The sequence below is a fragment of the Saccharothrix sp. NBAS 001 genome (genome assembly GCF_056640475.1).
The window spans coordinates 1,774,086-1,791,529 of the sequence record NZ_CM153251.1; the positions used below are offsets into that span (position 1 = coordinate 1,774,086).

A 17,444-nucleotide genomic window follows, 5' to 3' on the forward strand; every position below is an offset into this window, starting at 1 on the left:
GCGCCGGGCGCGCCGGATACGTGCCGTTCGGAGTCTCCGCAATCACGATTGCGTCGAGGTTTCGTGGCGGTTCGGCGGTGATTCCCCGATCCTGCCCGTGAAGTCCCGCCCGGATGTTCAATGAATCCGTTGCCCGTCAACGTGAGGAGAGATGTCGTGGGTAGAGCACGACGCTTGGGGGCTGTGTTCGCCTCACTCGTGGTCGCCGTGGCTTCGGGGGTGGTCGCCGTGCAAGGCGCCGCCGCCGCGCCGAGGGTGCACCGCGCGCTCGACCCCGGTTCGGTCCGAGAATCCGTGCGGTACCTGACGGAGACGTACCGGGTGTCCGAACGGGAAGCCTTGCGCCGCCTGCAACTCCAGGACGACGCCACCCGCCTGGACGACGCGCTGCGCCGCGAATCCGGGTCCACCTACGGCGGCATGTGGCTCGACCACGCCGCCGGTGGTGTGCTGGTCGTCGCGATGACCAGGACCGCCGACGCCGACAAGTACCTGCGGGCGTTGCCGGACCGGGAGAACGTGCGCACCAAGGAGGTCCGCTACTCGCTGGCCGACCTGACCACCGCGCGCGACCGGATCGCCACCCGGGTCGGGGCGGGCCCGGACGCCGTCTACCTGCCCGCGGTCAGCGAAGCCGAGAACCAGGTCGTGGTGTGGGAACGCGGCTGGGTCGCCGCCGAGAAGGGCGAGCGCGTCGCGGCGACCGCCGTCGAGGCGGACCGCGCCCGGTCCGCCGTCGCGGCCGAGCCCGCCGGCCTGGTCGCCACCCGCACGCTGGTCAAGCCCGAGCCGATGGCGACGGCGAACGTGGACTGGGGCTTCTGCCACCCGCTGTACTGCACCAACCACGGCCCGATGCGCGGCGGCCTGCGGCTGGACATGCTGCGCGACGCCGTGCCGGGGCAGCCCCAGACGTGGGGTGGCTGCACCGCCGGGTTCAACCTGCGCTCGGCCGGCGGCGGGTTCCCCGGCGTGCCGTGGGTGTTGACGGCCGGCCACTGCATGGCGACCAAGACCAACAACACGCCGACCCAGCACAACGGCACCAGCGTGCTGAACCAGCACGGCATCGAGAAGAACTCCTACCCCTACGACTACGCGGCGCTCCAGTACGTCGACGCCACCACGGCGAACACGTGGCTGGGCAACCACACCGGCCGCAACCGGGTGCTCAAGTACTGCCGCAACGGCGGTGCCGACAGCAACAGCGACACGCCCTGCGGCGTGCAGGCCACGACCGCCGACGAGTTCATCACCGGCACCCACACCCTGGCCGACATCAAGCCCGGCTGGGTGGTCTGCGCCACCGGTTCGGGCTCGAACGTGAACGACTACCCGGATTCGCACGACAGCGGCGCGGGCCGCGGTTACCTGGTCGGCACGCGCTGCGGCCGGGTGCTGTCCACCGACGTCGGCATCAACACCGACCTGTGCGCCCGCCCCGGTGACAGCGGCGGGCCGCTGTTCAGCCAGGTCGACCACACGGCGCTGGGCATCCTCGAAGGCAGCCAGCAGTCCCGGGACCGTGCGTGCTGGGCGGGCGAGCTGAACAACTACGTGCCCATCGAGACCATCATCACCGACCTGAACCAGCGCATCGCCGGGCAGGGCACGGTGTTCTCGGTGATCACCACGCCCAACGGCTGACCGGACCCACGTCCGCCGCACCGCCGCGCGGCGGACGTGGAGTCCACAGTGGACCTTTATCGCGGGCGGCGCGTCAACGCCTCGGCGATGGCGCGCTGCACCGGGTCGACGGCGGTCTTGCCGTCTTCCACGTCCCACAGGGTGTTCTGGAGGACCCGGCCCAACGTCCACGCGGTGGCCTGCGCGCGGTCCAGCGCCAGGACGTCCACCAGGTGGTCGAAGCGGCGGCGGACCACGCGGTCGGGGTCGTCCACGTTCTCCCACCGGTTGTCCAGCGCGGGTTGCAGGTCGAACCCGGGGTGGCCGGCCAGCGGCTCGGGGTCGATCGCCAGCCACGGTTCCCGTTGCGCGGCCAGGACGTTGTCGTAGTGCAGGTCCCAGTGCAGCAGCCGGTCGCCGGGTTCGCCGAGCACCTCGGCGACGGCGGCGGCGCAGGAGCGCACCAGCTCCCGCTCCGCCGGATCCGCCAGGCGCGGCAGCGCGCCCGGGACGTCGGCCAGCATGGCGGCGGCCACGTCGGCGAGCGTGCGCAGCCCGGCCGGCGCGGGCACGGACGTGAGCCGGCGCAGCAGTCCGGCCAGGACCGCCACCGCCTCGTCGTCGTCCTCGACGGCCGACAGCGGGCGGGTGGCGTCGAGCCGTTCCAGCAGCGCCGAGCCGCTGGCCGGGTGGTGGTCGAGCAGGCGGACGATCCCGTCGCCGTCCCACGTCCGCAGGCCGGTCGCGGTGCCTGTGGTCTGCTCGCCGACCGGTTGCAGGCGCAGCACGGCGGCGGTGCCGTCGGCGCGGGTCACCGGCAGCACGAGCGAGGCCATGCCGTGCCGGGTGGGGCCGTCGCGGCGCAGGTCCCAGTGGTCGAGCAGGTCGGCGGCCAGGCGCGGCAGCGCGGCCAGCCAGGCCCGACCCTCCGGGCTGTGGTGCGACGTGTAGAGCACGTCGGGGATGTCGAGGTGCACGAGGTGGTTCTCCTTCGCGGGCGGTCGGTTCGACGGCTGGTGACGAAGGAGGTGAAGGGGGTGCCCGGCAGCCGGGCAGGCGTCAACGCATGATCTCACCGCGGTTCGGGGTCGTGGGGCACGTGGTGGTCGCCGCGCACGAACACCGGTTCGCGGGCGTCGAGGTGGGGCGGCCCGGTCATGGCACCCGGCGGGCCAGCTCGCCCAGCGTCCACGCCACCCGGTCCTTGTCGCCCACCGCGAGGTACGTCTCGTAGTGCAGGCCGGCGTGGTCGGGCACGTCGACGCCCGGCACGGTGACCTGGGTCGTCTGCTCGCGGAACGCGTTGGGCAGGGCGCGGTCCATCGTGTAGTAGTAGGCACCTTGCCGGGGCGCGAAGTACAGCCCCAGGCAGTAGTCGCCGGACGGCGTGCAGCGGACCGAGGGCGTGCTGGAGGCGTCCGCGCCGCGCGGCGTCAGCACGCCGTTCGCGTAGGTGTACTTCGCGGTGAAGTCCTTCTGCAGGTACGCGATCAGGACGGCGTCGAACTCCTCGTACGGCGCGTCCCCGGTGTCGTAGGTGGCGGCGAGCTTCACGACGTTCTCCAGGCCCGCCAAGCCGTTGGCCGCGCCGACGTGCACCGACGCGGTCAGCGTCGCCTTGGACCGGCCCGCGGTGAACGGGGCCGTGGCGGGCTGGAAGTCGGCGGCGTGGCAGCCGCCGTAGCCGGGGGCCGGGTCGCCGCGGGTGATGAACATCGCGGGTTGCGAGGTGTAGGAGACCGACGTGGAACCGTTCTGCGCCACCGAGACCACCTTGCTGGTGCTCGGCTCGTGGAACGGGGCGAGCGCGTCCCGGTCGTCCACGCGCGCGCCGGCCTGCGTCGGGTTGTAGCACTCCGACGGGGCCGCGCCGTGCTTCCAGGCGTGGAACGCGTACTGCAACGCCGAGCCGTGGCCGCCGCTGTCGATGTACTCCTTGCCCGCCACCTTCAGCGAGCCGAACGCGCCCGCCAGTGCGGTGGACGTCGTGACCGACAGCGTGACCCGGCCGTCGACCAGGGTGGACACCGTGACGTCGGGGATCGGGCGGCCGTCGTTGTGCTGCGCCGAGCACGACGACCGGTAGGTCATCACGAAGTCGTACCAGCGCGGGTCGGCGGCGTCCTGGGTCGGCGGGACCAGTTCGGGGCACCGCTGCGGCGCCGTCGCGTACGCCGGCACGCCCGAGCCTGCGAACGTCGAACCGATCAGCAGGGCGGTCGTCACCAGCGCTACCAGCGATCTCGCGGACACACCTCGGACCTTACTTCGGCGAAAGGCTCGCCGCTGCGGAATTAACGCCCTCGCGGTGCCGGCTCGTCAGGAGGTCATAGCATGCCCCGGATGAGGAACGACCCGCCCGGCCGGGTGATCCTGCTCAACGGGACGTCGAGTGCGGGCAAGACCACCCTGGCCCGCGCCATCCAGGACGAGAGCCGCGCCCCCTACGTCTACTGGGGCGTCGACACGCTGTTCGGCCTGGTGCCGCCGAACTGGGGAGGCGGCCGCGACGGCCCGCTCGGCCACGACGGCTTCCGCTACGACCGCACCGGCCGGGACGCCGACGGCCACCCCACCGCGGTCATCCGCTACGGCGAGGTGGGCCGCCGGATGCTGCGCTCCGGCCGGGCGGCGGCCGCCGCGTTCGCGCGCGGCGGCGACCACGTGGTGATCGACGAACTGCTGCTGACCCCGGACCTGATGGCGCGGTGGCGGATCGCGCTGTCCGGCCTGGAGGTCCTGCTGGTGGCGGTCACCTGCCCGCTGGAGGTCGCGGAACGGCGGGAACGCGCGCGAGCCCACCCGATCATCGGCCTCGCGCGCGGCCACTTCCACACCGTCCACGACCACGGCGTCCCGTACGACCTGACCGTCGACACCGCTGCGGGAACGCCCGCCGAACTCGCCCGAGCGGTGCTGCGCCGCGCCGGGTGAACACCCCGCTCGACGCGGTCGCGGGCGTCCGGGGTCAGGTCGCCGTGCCCACCGGGGCGGGCGAGCCGACCTCGACCAACCCGGCCAGCGCCGCGGGCAGCGGCCCCCGGTGCAGGACGCCGAGCCGCTGGGTGGCGCGGGTGAGCGCCACGTAGAGTTCCGCCGCGCCGCGAGGGCCCTCGGCGAGGATCCGCTCCGGCTCCACGACCAGGACCGCGTCGAACTCCAGCCCCTTGGTCTCCGACGCGGGCACCGCGCCCGGCACGCCGGGCGGCCCGATCACCACGCTGGTGCCCTCGCGGCCCGCCTCGTCGCGCACGAACTCCTCCACGGCGGCGGCCAGGCCCGCTTCGGTGACCGGCTTCGACCACGGCCGCACGCCGCACGCGCGCACCGACTCCGGCGGCTGGACGCCCGGCGCGAACTCGGCGAGCAGCGCGGCGGCCACCGCCATGATCTCCGCCGGGGTGCGGTAGTTCACGGTCAACGACCGGTAGACCCAGCGGCCGGGCACGTACGGCTCCAGCACCGCGTCCCACGACGTCGCGCCGGCCGGCGACCGGCGCTGGGCCAGGTCGCCCACCACCGTGAACGACCGGCCCGGACAGCGCCGCATCAGCACCCGCCAGTCCATCTCGGACAGTTCCTGCGCCTCGTCCACCACGACGTGCCGGTAGGTCCAGTCGCGGTCGGCGGCGGCGCGCTCGACCAGCTCCCGGGTGTCGTGCTCGACGAACCGGTCCGCCAGGTCCTCGGCGTCGAGCAGGTCGGTGGCGAACAGGTGGTCCTCGTCGTCCATCGAGTCCTGCCGGCCGACCAGGCCGTCCAGCACGCCCGCCGCGAACTCGGCCTCGGCCTTGCGCTGCCGCTCGGCGGCCCGGTCGGCCGCCTCGTCCCGGCCGAGCAGGTCGACCAGCTCGTCCAGCAACGGCGTGTCCGACACCGTCCACGCCTCGCCGTCGGCCCGCCCCAGCACCGGGTCCGCCCCGGCCGCCCGCAGCCGTTCGGGCGAGGAGTACAGCTGCGCCAGCAGGGCCTCGGGCGTGAGCACCGGCCACAGCTCGTCCAGCGCCGCGCCGAACGCCTCGTCCTGCCCCAGCTCCAGCAGCAGGTCGGCGCGCATCCGCTCCCACGCGCCGCGGTCCGACCTGGTCAGCCAGCCCCGGCCGATCCGGCCGATCGCCCGCTCGGTCAGCACGTAGGTGACGATCTCGGTGAACACCGAACGCGCCTCGTTGTGCGGCCGGCCGCTCTTGCGCGCCTCGTCGCGGGCCCACTCGGCGGTCTCCGCGTCGATCCGCACCGTGACGCCGCCCAGCGTGATCGGCAGCGGCTCGGCCGGCAGCGCCTGGCGGTCGGCGATCGCCGCCGCGAGCACGTCGAGGATCCCGCGCGAGCCCTTGAGCCGCGCGGCCTCCGGGCCGTCCTCGGCGGTGACCCGCAGGCCCGGCACGAAGTCGCCGGTGGTCTGGAACACCACGTCCGACTCGCCCAGCGACGGCAGGACCCGGCCGATGTGGTTGAGGAACGCCGGGTTGGGCCCGACCACCAGCACGCCGTGCCGCTCCATCCGCTCCCGCTGGGTGTAGAGCAGGTAGGCGACGCGGTGCAGCGCGACCACGGTCTTGCCGGTGCCGGGACCGCCCTCGATCACCACCACGCCGGGGTGCTCCAGCCGGATGATCCGGTCCTGCTCGGCCTGGATGGTCGCGACGATGTCGCGCATGCCCTCGCCGCGCGGCGCGTTCACCGCCGCGAGCAGCGCCGCGTCGCCGCGCTCGCCGGCGTCCGGGCGGCCGAGCACCTCGTCGGTGAAGTCGGCGACCCGGCGGCCCCTGGTGTGGAACTGTCGGCGTCGCCGCATGTTCTCCGGGTTCGCGGCGGTGGCGGTGTAGAACGGGCGCGACGCCGGGGCCCGCCAGTCCAGCAGCACCGGCGCGTACTCGTCGTCCTCGTCGAACAGGCCGATCCGGCCGATGTAGCCGCGCTCGCCGGAAAGGGTGTCCAGCCGGCCGAAGCACAGCCCGTTGTCGGCGATCTCCAGCCGCCGCACCTCCTTGGCCGACGCGCGCACCTGGTCGTCGCGTTCCATGGGCGTGCCGCCGGTGCCGGCCAGCGCGGCGGTGAACTCGGCCTTCACCCGCGCGCGCTCGGCGTCGAGCCGCGCGTAGAGCCCGGCGACGTAACCCCGCTCGGACCGCAATTCCCCGTCGTACCCCTGAGTTGACACATGCCCCTCACAGCGTTTAATCTGAGACCACGTTCGGCGGGTACTCCACTGGCTGGTGGAGGGCACGCCGACTTTTTATTTTCCACCTCGTGTCAAGTCCCTTCGCGGACCGTGCCGCAGCGGGCTCCGGCCGAGGTGTCCTCCGCGAAGTTCCAGGTTCGGCGGGCGATTCTGCGGCACGGACCGGGTCTTGCCGCAAGCCCCCCGGTGCGCTATATGTTGATGGTGGAAAGGCGCGGGTAGCCCCCTTTCCCTTCGCCCGGCCGCATCGGCCGTCCCCGAAACCCTCAGGTGTCGATCGTCGTGGGCGCGTGGCTGCCAGGCGGCGGACGATCGTCCGGTTCACGAACGTTCCGGCCGCGAACGGCCGGTTCACAGAAGCGCGCCGTGCGCCTCGACCGGTGCGGCGCTCGCCGTGCGGGCCGGAAACGGCCCGTTCCGGGGGTGTGAGTGGACCTCGCCGCGCCCGGCCGCCCGGACCGATGATCGGGCGATGAAGCACGCCACCCTGGCCGTGACCGCGCTGCTGGTCGCGTTGGCCGTCCCGCCCGCCGCCGGCGCGAGCCCGGCCGTGCCCGCACCCCAGTGGAAGTCCTGCCGACTCGACCAGGACGACGACGTGGGCAAGGCGATCGACGCCGCCGGCGGGCGGTGCGCGGACATCTCCGTGCCGCTCGACCACGCCGACCCGCGCGGCCGGCGGATCACCGTCGCGGTCTCCCGGATCCCCGCCACCGGACCGAAGCTGGGCACCCTGTTCCTCAACGGCGGCGGCCCCGCGCCCGCGCTGGACATGGGCCTGTTCGCCGGGCCCGCGCTCAAGGACGTCGCCGGCCGCTACGACCTGGTCGCGATGGACCCCAGGTTCACCGGCCGCAGCCGGCCCGCGATCGACTGCGGGTGGGACGACGTGTCCGAGTGGCGGCGGTCGGCCGGCTCCGACCGCGCCGGGTTCGACCGGATGGTGGCGTTCAACCGGGCCCTGGCCGACGACTGCCGGCGCGCGCACGCCGCCGAACTGCCGCACGCCTCGACCCGCAACATCGCCCGGGACATGGACGTCGTCCGCCGCGCACTGGGCGAACCGCGCATCTCCTACCTCGGCTTCTCCTACGGCACCGCGCTCGCCCTGGTCTACAACGAGCTGTTCCCCGGCCGCTTCGACCGGGTGGTCCTGGACAGCCCCATGGACCTGCGCAAGTGGGGGCCCATGTTCAGCGCGGACCGCGCGCGGGCCAACGAGGACGCGCTGCGCGAGTGGGCCGGCTACACCGCCGCCCGCGACTCGACCCACCACCTCGGCACCACCACCGACGCCGTGCTCGCCACCGCCCGGTCGGTCTACCTGACCGCCGAACACACACCGCTGCGCGTCGGCGAGTTCACCGTGGACGGCCACGTCGCGCCGCTGATCGCGTTCGCCCGCCTGTGGAACGGCACCGACGCGGGCAACGCGCTGATCGCCTCGGAGATGCGGCTGCTCGCCGACGCGGCGGCCGGCCTGCCGGTCGTGCCGACACCGGAACTGCGCGCACTGCTGACCGAGTTCGGCACCGGCACGCTGTCCCGGTTCGGCAGTTCCAACCTGGCGATCATGTGCGCCGACGGGATCTCGCCGCGCGACCCGGAGCAGTACTGGCGCGACATCCAGCGCCACCGCGCCGACGAACCCGTGTTCGGCCCGATCGAGCGGAACATCCGCCCGTGCGCCTTCCTGCCGCCACCCCGGGAACCGGCGACCCGGGTGACCCGGAACCTGCCCGCGCTGCTGGTCGGCGCGACGCGCGACAACCTCGTCCCGCACGGCCAGGCGCTCGCGCTGCGAGCCGACCTGCGGTCCTCGCGGCTGGTCACGGTGGACGCGCGCAAGCACGTCGTGTTCGGCGACCTGGGCAACACCTGCGTGGACGACACCGTGCGCGGCTACCTCGCGGGCGGCCCGCTCCCACCGGACAAGAGGTGCCCGTGAGCCGGTTCAGCGGTACCGGAGATAGGCCAGCACGGCGGCGACCCGGCGGTGCCGCCCGGTCTCGGAACCAAGCCCCAGCTTGGCGAAAGTCGAGTTGACGTGCTTCTCCACCGTGGACTCGGACAGGCGCAGGGCGGCGGCGATCGAGCGGTTCGCCCGGCCCTGCGCCATCTGGCCGAGCACCTCCAGCTCACGCGGGGTGAGCCGGTCCAGCGGCGAGCCCTGGTTCCGGGCGCGCAGCAGCACCTCCACGATCCTCGGGTCGACCACGGACCGGCCCGCCACCACCTCGCGGATCGCCCGCAGCAGCTCGTCCAGCTCACCGACCCGCTCCTTGAGCAGGTACGCCAACCCGTCCGTGGACTCCTGGAACAGGCTCAGCGCGTAGTGCTCGTTCGCGTGCTGCGACAACACCACGACACCGATGGCCGGGAACTCCGCGCGGATCGCGTGCGCGGCGGCGATGCCCTCGGTGCCGTGACCGGGCGGCATCCGGATGTCCACCACCACCGCGTCCGGCCGCAACCGGCGCACCGCGGCCAACAACTCGACCGCGTCACCCACCGCGGCCGGGACCTCGACCTGACCGCTGTCCTCCAACAGCCGCCGGGTACCTTCCCGCACCAGGTAGTGGTCCTCCGCGAGGACCACCCGGAGTCGTTGCGGCACAACGCGTTCCTCTCTGCTCAGCGGACGATCGGGAAACGCGCGGTGACGGTCGTCCCGCGCCCCGGCGCGGTGGACAGCGCGATCGCCCCGCCCACCGCCTCCACCCGGTCGCGCATCCCGGTCAGCCCGGACCCCGGCGTCCCGGCGCGCCCCGCCCCGGCCGGCCGGTCGGGCAGGCCGCGACCGTCGTCGGCCACGGTCACCACCAGCGCGCCCTCCTCGTGCCCGATGTCGACCGTCGCGGCGGACGCCTCGGCGTGCTTGAGCACGTTCGTCAACGCCTCGGCGATCAGGAAGTACGCCGACTCCTCCACGCCGACGTCGTACCGGGCCGCCGCGCGGGCGTGCACCACGACCGGGATCGGCAGCCGGCGGGCCCGCGAGCGCACCGCCGCCACCAGGCCCTGGTCGCTGAGCAGCGGGGGCTGGATGCCGTGCGCCACCTCGCGCAACTCGTCGATCACCCGGTAGGCGTCCTCCTGGATCTCGCCCAACGTGTCGTCCCGGCCACCGGCCCGCACGACCTCGTTGCGCGCCAACCGGATCTTCGCCACCAGCGCCACCAGTTCCTGCTGCACCCCGTCGTGCAGGCGGCGTTCCAGCTTCCGCCGCTCGGTGTCCTGCGCGGCCAGGATCCGGGTGCGCGACTCGTCCAGCTCCCGCGCCTGCCGGACGTTGTGCACGGCCAGCGCGGCCTGCCGGGCCACCGTCGTCACCAGTTCGACGTCGGCCGCCGACAGCGGCGCGCCGTCCACCTTCGGCCCGCACTCGATCACACCGAGCACCACACCCGCGTGGGTCAGCGGCACGCTCGCCACCGGCCCCTCGCCGCCGGCGGCCGGCACCGGGCCGTCCGGACCGGCCAACTCGACCGCCGCCCACCGCAACCCCAGACCGTCGCGCACGATCGCCGCCAGGTGCGGCGCGAGTTCGGCCGGGTTGAACGCCCGTTCCAGCATGCCGCCCAACCGCGCCAACAACTCGTGGCTGCTCACCTCCGGCCCGAACACCAGCCTCCTGGCCAGCGCCGACAACCGCGCGCGCAACGGCGCGAACAGCACGGCGGCGGCCACCGACACCACCACGACGGCCTCGACCGACACCGCGCCGCCGACCGTGAGACCCGGCAACGCGGCGGACGCCACGTACGCGGTGCCCACCGCCAGCCACAGCAACCGGTAGGTCACCGACCGGCGTACCACCACGTCCACGTCGAACAGCCGGTCCCGCACCGCCGCGAGCACGATCCCGGTCAACAGCACCAGACCCTGCGCCACGTTGAACGCCAGGATCCACGGCCCCTGCTCCGCCCGGCTCTCGACCACCACGAGCACGACCACCCGCACCGGCACCGCGACCAGCCCGCCGACCGCCGCGACCGCCACCCACCGCACCTTCACCCGATCCGCCCTCGGCGCGCGGGCGAACCGCAGGTAGAACAACACCAGCCCGGCGAACACCTCGGCCAGTTCCAACCCGTCGAACAGGAACGGGTCGCGCACGATCGCCACCGGGGCGACCGCCAACACGACCAGCGGCAACAACGGCACGAACCACAACGCCCGCAGCACAAGCCGTTCCCGACGGTACCGGTAGCGACCGTCCGGCAGCAGCGCGACCACGCGCACCAGCAACACCGTGGACAACATCTCCAGCGGCAGCACCACACCGACCATCGCAGGGGAGTACAGCGCGTCCGGATCGACCACGCCGACCACGTACTGCGGCGCGAACACCACCGCCTGGAGACAGCCGAACAAGAACAGCCCCACCGCCGCCGGATGCCCACCAGCGCGTCGCCACGCCACCACACCCACCGCGAAGAACGGCACCGGCGCACTCAGCAACAACGCCAACGCCGCCACCGGTGCCGGCCCGACCAGCGCCGCGACCACCGAGACCACCGTGGCCAACGACGCCACAACAGCCGCCGCGCCCAGGAAACCGGCTTTCACGACGCCCGTCCTCCCCGCGCCGGCGCTCCTCGGACGAGCGCTCTCACCGGGCAAGTCTCAGGTCCCCGGCCGGGGCGGGGCAAGGCGCGGCATGGCGGAAACCCGCACCCCCGCGTGGCGGCCCACCGGGTGTCGTCGACGCGGCCGACCCGCGACAGTGCCCACCATGCGCTTCGCGGCCCCGCTCACCGTCCCGGTCGACCTCGACCGGGACGCGGGCCAACCCCTGCCCCGACAACTCGCCGCACGTCTGCGCGACTCGATGCTGGCCGGCCGCCTGCCACCCGGCGCGCGCCTGCCGTCCACCAGGACGCTCGCGGACGCGGTCGGCGTGTCCCGGGGCGTGGTCGCCGCCGCCTACGACCTGCTGACCGCGCAAGGGCACGTGCGGGCGGCGCGGGGCTCCGGGACGTACGTCGTCGGAGTGCCCACCGCGCGCCGCGCCCGCGCGGACCCGACCGTGCCCGACCTGCGGCCCGGACAGCTGTGCGTGGAGGCGTTCCCGCGCACGGCCTGGCGCGCGGCGTGGCGGCACGCCGGCAGCGCGCCCCCACCGTCTGCCGAAGACCCGTGCGGCACGCCCGAACTGCGGCACGCGCTGACCCGACACCTGGTCGCCGTGCACGGCTACCGGCCGGCCCGCCTGGTGGTGACCACAGGCCGTGACGCGGGCCTGCGAATCGCCCCCGACGCGCTCGTCCTCGACGGCACCACACCGTGCCCGGTACCCGAGACCCGTGCGGTGGTGGGGGACTTCAGCGGGCTGTTCGGGCCGGCGTTGCGCGTCGGGTACGCGACCGCGCCGGTGACGTCGGCCGTCGAACAACCACCGCACGTCGCCCAGCTGGCCGTCGCCTGGCTCCTCGACACGGGCGAGATGACGAGCACGATGCGCCGACGCGCCCGCGTCCTGGCCCGAAAGAAGTCCATTGTGGACGAAATCCTGACCGGACTTCCCCTGCACCACCCCGAGCCCGGAACAGTAGAACTCGGCGACCTCCGGATCGGCTACGGGCACCTACCCGATCCCGCACTCCGCACCGCACTCCTGCGGCTGCGCCGGAAGCCCTCCGAAGTCACTGCCCGACCTGGTGGGCGGTCCACACCGCAGCCGCCTGCTCGTGCGAGTTGACACCCTCGAAGAACGCGGCACCCAACTCGTCGAAATCAGGGTTGTCCAGGCCGACGAGATCCAGGAACCTCGGGTTGTGGACGGCGAACGCGGTCGTCTCGGTCAGCGGCACGTACGGAACGGCCACCTTCATCGTGACCGGCGTCAGCCCGTAGCGCACGGCCTCGACCACCAGCGCGTCCACCTTGCCGTCGTCGGTGTGCAGGAAGGTGTCCACCACGAACACCGCACGGACCGCGCCATCCTTGTTGGTGTGCAAGGCGTCCTGCGCCGCACGCGCCGCCTCGCGCAGGTCGTCCATCAAGTAGCGCTTCAACGTCCGCTGCCCGTCCGCCGTCTCCTGCGACAGGAACGGGATCAGCGTCTCACCGTCGGACACCGACCAGACACCGTGCGCGGCCAAGTGCCCCGCCATCATCGCGGTCTCGATCATGTCACCGAGTATTCCACCCCGACCACGCGCTCCGGGCGGTGTTCGCAATCTCCGGTCCGACAGGCCGGACCCGCCCGCCGCCCGACGTCAGTCCAAGTCCTCCTCATCCGGCAGATCCCCGGTGCGCCACAACCGGATCAGGTAGAACTCCACACCCTCCGCGTGCACCTCGGCAGCACGCTGAACAGACCCCACGAAGTCGTCCGCTACGAGAATCCGCCGACTCAACACCCGAGCCTCGTCCCGGCCCCGGTGCACGACGTCCAAAGCGTAGCGGCCAGGCCCCTCGGGCAACTCTCCGTCGGCAACGGCCCCGGTGGGGGAGCCGACCACGAACGTGCCGCTCGGGAACTCCACGGCGAACCCCCGCGCGGCCGACCACGGCCCACCGACCGGCACAGGCTCGCCCGACCACACCTCGACGTCCACCGCGACCGGCACCAAGTCCTGGGCGCACTGGACGAACAGCTCGTAGTCGCTCGCCGCCACCACGTCCACGGTCGACCGCCGGATCGCGTCCTCGGCACCCACGCCCGCGTCGTTGTCCGCGTCCCCCAAGGTGATCAGCCGATACGCGGGCCTGCTCACCAGCCGGACGTGGGCGAGCCGCGTCACCGTCGCCATGCGCCGCTCCCCGTGGTCCTTGCCTTCACGTCGTCACCACCGGACAAGCATCACATGCGCTGCCCCGACATCACCTGTTGCCCGCGTAGTTCAGGGGTCCGGCCGCCGAGGCCGCCTTGTCCGCAGCCGCGTCCAGCCACGGAACGGCCGACGTGTCCCGGGTGAGGTTGATGTAGAGCGACGTCGTGTGGATCAGGTAGCGGTGGGTGCGGTGGGTGTAGGCGCGCCGCACCGCGCCGTCCGTGTCGGCGCCGGAGTCGCAGACCTGCGAACCGGGACTGGTGGTCGGGCACAGGACGCCCCAGGAACCCGAGTCGTACGCGTCGTAGGCGGTTTCGGCGGTCTGCTTGTCCGCCATCGGCACCACCCACACCATGACGACGATCTGGTCCGACGCGTCCACGTAGGTGGCCGCCAGCGCATCACCACACCCCGAACGCGCCAGGATGGCACGCACGGCGTCGCTCAACTGGTCGGTGACGCACCGACGCGTGCCCGCGTTCGTCAGGTTGTACCGGACGCCCTTGACGTCCACGAACGAGTCCGGGAGCAGACCGACCGACGTCAGCGGCGTGCGGTCGGTGGACTCACGGTCCAAGTCGGTCGGGTCGAACGCGGCTGTAGTAGTGGTGGTCGCGGTCGTGGTGGTTGCGGACGTCGTGGACTCGTCACGGGTCGTGTAGACCGCCGAGTAGTCCGTGGTCGGCGTGTAACCCTGGGTCGTAGTAGTCGATCCGATCTCGCCGATCGCCTCCGACACGCCTCTCATGATGGTCCCCCGAAGCAGCAAGAACCCCAGGGCAGCCACCAGAACCACCGCCCCCGCAGCCGCCGCCACCTTGTTCACCCCTGCTGCCGTGCGCACCCCTGATACCGGACCCACCCCCGACCCCGGCTGGGCGTCGGCGAACCCCGACATGCGCCGAGTCGCCCTGGGCGGCACGTGGATCGGACCAGTCGCCGCTTCGAGCAGACTCCGTGCCCCGGCGACACTAGGCCGTCGCGCCGGATCCCGGTCCAGCAGCGCGGCGATCAACGGCGCGAGCGCGCCGGCGCGGGACGGCAACGGCGTCGGCTCCAACAGCACGGCGGTGAGCGTGGCCGTCGGCGTGTCCCGGCGAAACGGCGAAAGCCCCTCCACCGCCTGGAACAACGTCACACCCAGCGAGTACAGATCACTCTCCGGCAGCCCATCAGCCCCGTTGAGCCGCTCCGGAGCCATGTACTCGACCGACCCGATCAACGCCCCCGTGCCGGTGATCGACGTGTCCGCCGAATGCACGGCGATCCCGAAGTCCGCGAGCAGCGCGTCCCCGCGATCGGCCAACAACACGTTGGCGGGTTTGACATCCCGATGCACGATCCCCGCAGCGTGCGCCGCCTCCAACGCGTTGAGCAGGTCCCCGGCGACCTTGGCCGCCTCCGCCGGGGACAACGCCCCTTTCGCCAGCCGTCGCTCCAGCGACTCGCCGGACACCAGGCGCATCACGATCCACGGCACGCCGTCCTCGGTCACGACGTCGTGCACGGCCACGATGTTCGGGTGGTCGCGAAGGACGGCGGCGTTGCGCGCCTCCCGCCGGGCGCGAGCCAGCCGCTCCTCCCTCTCGACGTCCGACATGCCAGGCGACAGCCACACCTCCTTGACCGCCACGTCGAGCTGGAGCACCTCGTCCCGAGCCCGCCAAACCCGCCCCATACCGCCGAAGTCCAGCGGCTCGACCAGCCGGTGGCGCGCGCCGATCAGCTGCCCCACGTCTGCCATGTCCCCCACCGAGATCCGTCCGGACCGACCACCCCAGCGGACCCTACTGCCCCCTCAACCCACCCAACCCCCACTGACCGCTTACGGCCAACACCTTCGAGTGAACCGAAGCCCGCATGACAACCAAACAGCGGTCTCGAAGCATGAGCCAAATAGGCACAGTGGCGTCTCCGGCGACCACCTCAATGCGACGACCCACCCCCGCCCCTCCGACCCCGAGAACCGACACCGAGAACCGACCCCGAGAACCGACATCACCTGGAGGCAGCCCTACTGCCACGGCACACCGCAGCAGCCATCCCACAGCAGTCCCACAGACCAGGGAGGTCACAACTCCACAGCATTGCCCGACGACCGCACCGCACGACCGCACCGCACGACCGCACCGCACGACCGCACCGCACGACCGCACCGCACGGCACGGCACCGCACCGCACCGCACGACCGGACGGCCTGGCACGAGCCCCCGGCACGCGTCCCCGGCACGCGCCGCCTGGCGCGGCCGCCCGGTGCGGCCTCACTGCCTTGGTGCGGCCCCGGTGCGGTGCGGAGGTGCGGTGCGGAGGTGCGGTGCGGAGGTGCGGTGCGGAGGTGCGGCGGTGCGGTGAGGTGCGGTGCGGTCCTGCGGTGCGGCCTCAGGGCACCACCCGGAACGGCAGCCGAGCAGTCCCCTCGAACAGGGGAGTGGGCCGGTGGCGCAGGTGCAGATCCAGGAACGCCGTCAGGTACGCGCGCTGAACCCGCAGCGACGCAACCGGGTCGACCGTCCCGATCGCACCCGTCCGCGCCTCGACCGGCATGGCCGACCCCAGTTGCGGCAGCACCGACTGGAGGTCGGAGTACCCGAGGTGTCCGCCGTCGACCAGCGCCAGGTCTCGCTTCCACCCGCGTTGCGCCGCCCAGAACTCCGCCCAACTCCGGTCCGCCGCGCCGGGCCCGTGCGTCGGGTCCACGCCCGCCGGGGTGGTCCCCATCAGCAGGAACGGTCGGTCGAGGCTGGTCTTGGTGCTCTCGCCCGGGACGTAAGGGTCGTCGAACGACGCGAATGAGCCGTCCATGTTCACGCCCGCCCTGATCCTCGGGTCCAGCAGCATCGTCTCGGCCGCCGCGTAGCCGCCGATCGAGTGCCCGACCATGGCCACCCGCTTCACGTCCGGCGCACGGTCGAGGCCGGGCGGGAGGCGGCGGCCCTCGGCGTCGGGGTTGCGGCCGCCCGCGAGGTCGGCGATGCGGTCCAGGACGAAGCGCGTGTCGGCGATCCGGGCGGTGAGCATGGTGCGGTTGGCCTCGACCGTCCACGGGATGTCGATCGGCTGCGCGACCCGTCCGTCCGGGAACCGCACCGCGCCGGACTCGTACGTGTGCGCCATCGTGACGACCAGGTAGCCCCGGCTCGCCAGGTCGTCGGTGAGCGTCGCGTACGTTTCGCGCGCCATCCCGCCGCCGGGTGAGAACAGCACCACGGGCAGCCGTCCGCGCCGCAGGTCGACGGCCGCGTCCGGGCGGGCGTGCCGGCGCACGCCGGCCAGGTCCAGCGACAGGCCCGGCAGGCCGGTCAGGTACTGGAACGTCGAGGTGTTGGCCAGGACCTCCGGCGGCACCCACGGCGCGCGGGGCGCGTTCGAGTGCCGGGACGGGTAGCTGATCGTCACCATCAGCTCGCGCCGCCGGTGCGGCTGCCAGGGGTCCGGGCGGGCCGGGTCGACCAGGTGCAGTTCGGTCGTGCCGACCGGCAGCACGCCGGACGGCGGGGGCAGGTCGGGGCGCAGCGGCGCGGCGTGGGCGGGGGTGGCGAGTGTCGCGGCGAGCGCGACGCCCGAGCCGAGGGTGGTCAGCCGGGTGAGAGTTCTGGACACCGCGATCCTTTCGGGACCTGGGACGCCGGCGGGAATGCCGGTCCGCGTTCACGATCACGGGTGGTCGGATGAGCGGTCGTCAGCCCGTGGGCCGGGGGCGTCCCACGCCGTTCGGGTGACAACGCCGGCGACGAAAGCATCACGGGCCGGCGGCCGGACGCTGCGTCGTCACCCGAATGGCCGAATCGCGGCGGTTGGGAGCAGACCACCCCCGCCCGAGGGAACCTGACACTGCAATATTGACAGTGTCG

The 17,444-nt window shown here is 72.9% G+C and carries 13 protein-coding genes; 4 read left to right on the forward strand and 9 right to left on the reverse strand.

Translation table 11 applies throughout. The features are described 5' to 3' along the window. Nucleotides 1-183 precede the first annotated feature (183 nt). Nucleotides 184-1,647, forward strand: a complete 1,464-nt coding sequence (locus AC0HI0_RS07825; protein ID WP_480931599.1) for a trypsin-like serine protease — start codon at nt 184-186, stop codon at nt 1,645-1,647. A 56-nt stretch (nt 1,648-1,703) separates the two neighbouring features. Here the strand turns inward: AC0HI0_RS07825 and AC0HI0_RS07830 are convergent, their stop codons facing one another. After that, complete coding sequence (locus AC0HI0_RS07830) at nt 1,704-2,603, reverse strand: aminoglycoside phosphotransferase family protein (RefSeq protein WP_480931600.1); 900 nt, start codon at nt 2,601-2,603, stop codon at nt 1,704-1,706. Between the two features lie 178 nt (nt 2,604-2,781). Next, nucleotides 2,782-3,879 carry a hypothetical protein gene (locus AC0HI0_RS07835; protein WP_480931601.1) on the reverse strand — a complete coding sequence of 366 codons (1,098 nt, stop codon included), beginning with the start codon at nt 3,877-3,879 and terminating at the stop codon, nt 2,782-2,784. Between the two features lie 90 nt (nt 3,880-3,969). Here AC0HI0_RS07835 and AC0HI0_RS07840 point away from each other — a divergent pair, with 90 nt between their 5' ends. Further along, entirely contained in the window at nt 3,970-4,560 is a 591-nt protein-coding gene (locus AC0HI0_RS07840) for a chloramphenicol phosphotransferase CPT family protein (RefSeq protein WP_480931602.1), read from the forward strand. A gap of 34 nt (nt 4,561-4,594) precedes the next feature. Here AC0HI0_RS07840 and helR read toward each other — a convergent pair whose 3' ends face one another. Continuing rightward, on the reverse strand, nt 4,595-6,790 hold the full coding sequence (gene helR, locus AC0HI0_RS07845; RefSeq protein ID WP_480931603.1) for an RNA polymerase recycling motor ATPase HelR: 2,196 nt from the start codon (nt 6,788-6,790) through the stop codon (nt 4,595-4,597). Between the two features lie 493 nt (nt 6,791-7,283). On the opposite strand from helR, the gene AC0HI0_RS07850 reads away from it, so the two are divergent. Next, entirely contained in the window at nt 7,284-8,759 is a 1,476-nt protein-coding gene (locus tag AC0HI0_RS07850; RefSeq protein ID WP_480931604.1) for an alpha/beta fold hydrolase, read from the forward strand. A gap of 6 nt (nt 8,760-8,765) precedes the next feature. On the opposite strand, the gene AC0HI0_RS07855 is transcribed toward AC0HI0_RS07850, so the two are convergent. Together AC0HI0_RS07855 and AC0HI0_RS07860 are read right to left on the reverse strand one after the other, a co-directional pair. Then, entirely contained in the window at nt 8,766-9,428 is a 663-nt protein-coding gene (locus AC0HI0_RS07855) for a response regulator (RefSeq protein ID WP_480931605.1), read from the reverse strand. A 17-nt stretch (nt 9,429-9,445) separates the two neighbouring features. Then, nucleotides 9,446-11,383, reverse strand: a complete 1,938-nt coding sequence (locus AC0HI0_RS07860) for a sensor histidine kinase (protein WP_480931606.1) — start codon at nt 11,381-11,383, stop codon at nt 9,446-9,448. 166 nt (nt 11,384-11,549) lie between these two features. Between AC0HI0_RS07860 and AC0HI0_RS07865 the strand changes: the two genes are divergently transcribed. Next, on the forward strand, nt 11,550-12,515 hold the full coding sequence (locus tag AC0HI0_RS07865) for a GntR family transcriptional regulator (RefSeq protein ID WP_480931607.1): 966 nt from the start codon (nt 11,550-11,552) through the stop codon (nt 12,513-12,515). Here AC0HI0_RS07865 and AC0HI0_RS07870 read toward each other — a convergent pair. From AC0HI0_RS07870 to AC0HI0_RS07885, 4 genes are all read right to left on the reverse strand, one after another. Further along, the gene (locus AC0HI0_RS07870) at nt 12,460-12,948 is read right to left on the reverse strand and encodes a hypothetical protein (RefSeq protein ID WP_480931608.1); all 489 of its coding nucleotides are present in this window, start codon (nt 12,946-12,948) and stop codon (nt 12,460-12,462) included. The genes AC0HI0_RS07865 and AC0HI0_RS07870 overlap by 56 nt on opposite strands. 87 nt (nt 12,949-13,035) lie before the next feature. After that, the gene (locus tag AC0HI0_RS07875) at nt 13,036-13,572 is read right to left on the reverse strand and encodes a hypothetical protein (protein ID WP_480931609.1); all 537 of its coding nucleotides are present in this window, start codon (nt 13,570-13,572) and stop codon (nt 13,036-13,038) included. A 70-nt stretch (nt 13,573-13,642) separates the two neighbouring features. Then, nucleotides 13,643-15,337 carry a serine/threonine-protein kinase gene (locus tag AC0HI0_RS07880; RefSeq protein ID WP_480931610.1) on the reverse strand — a complete coding sequence of 565 codons (1,695 nt, stop codon included), beginning with the start codon at nt 15,335-15,337 and terminating at the stop codon, nt 13,643-13,645. Nucleotides 15,338-15,972: 635 nt separating this feature from the next. Continuing rightward, nucleotides 15,973-17,193, reverse strand: coding sequence for an alpha/beta hydrolase family protein (locus AC0HI0_RS07885; protein ID WP_480931611.1), 1,221 nt, complete (start codon nt 17,191-17,193; stop codon nt 15,973-15,975). Nucleotides 17,194-17,444: the final 251 nt, after the last annotated feature.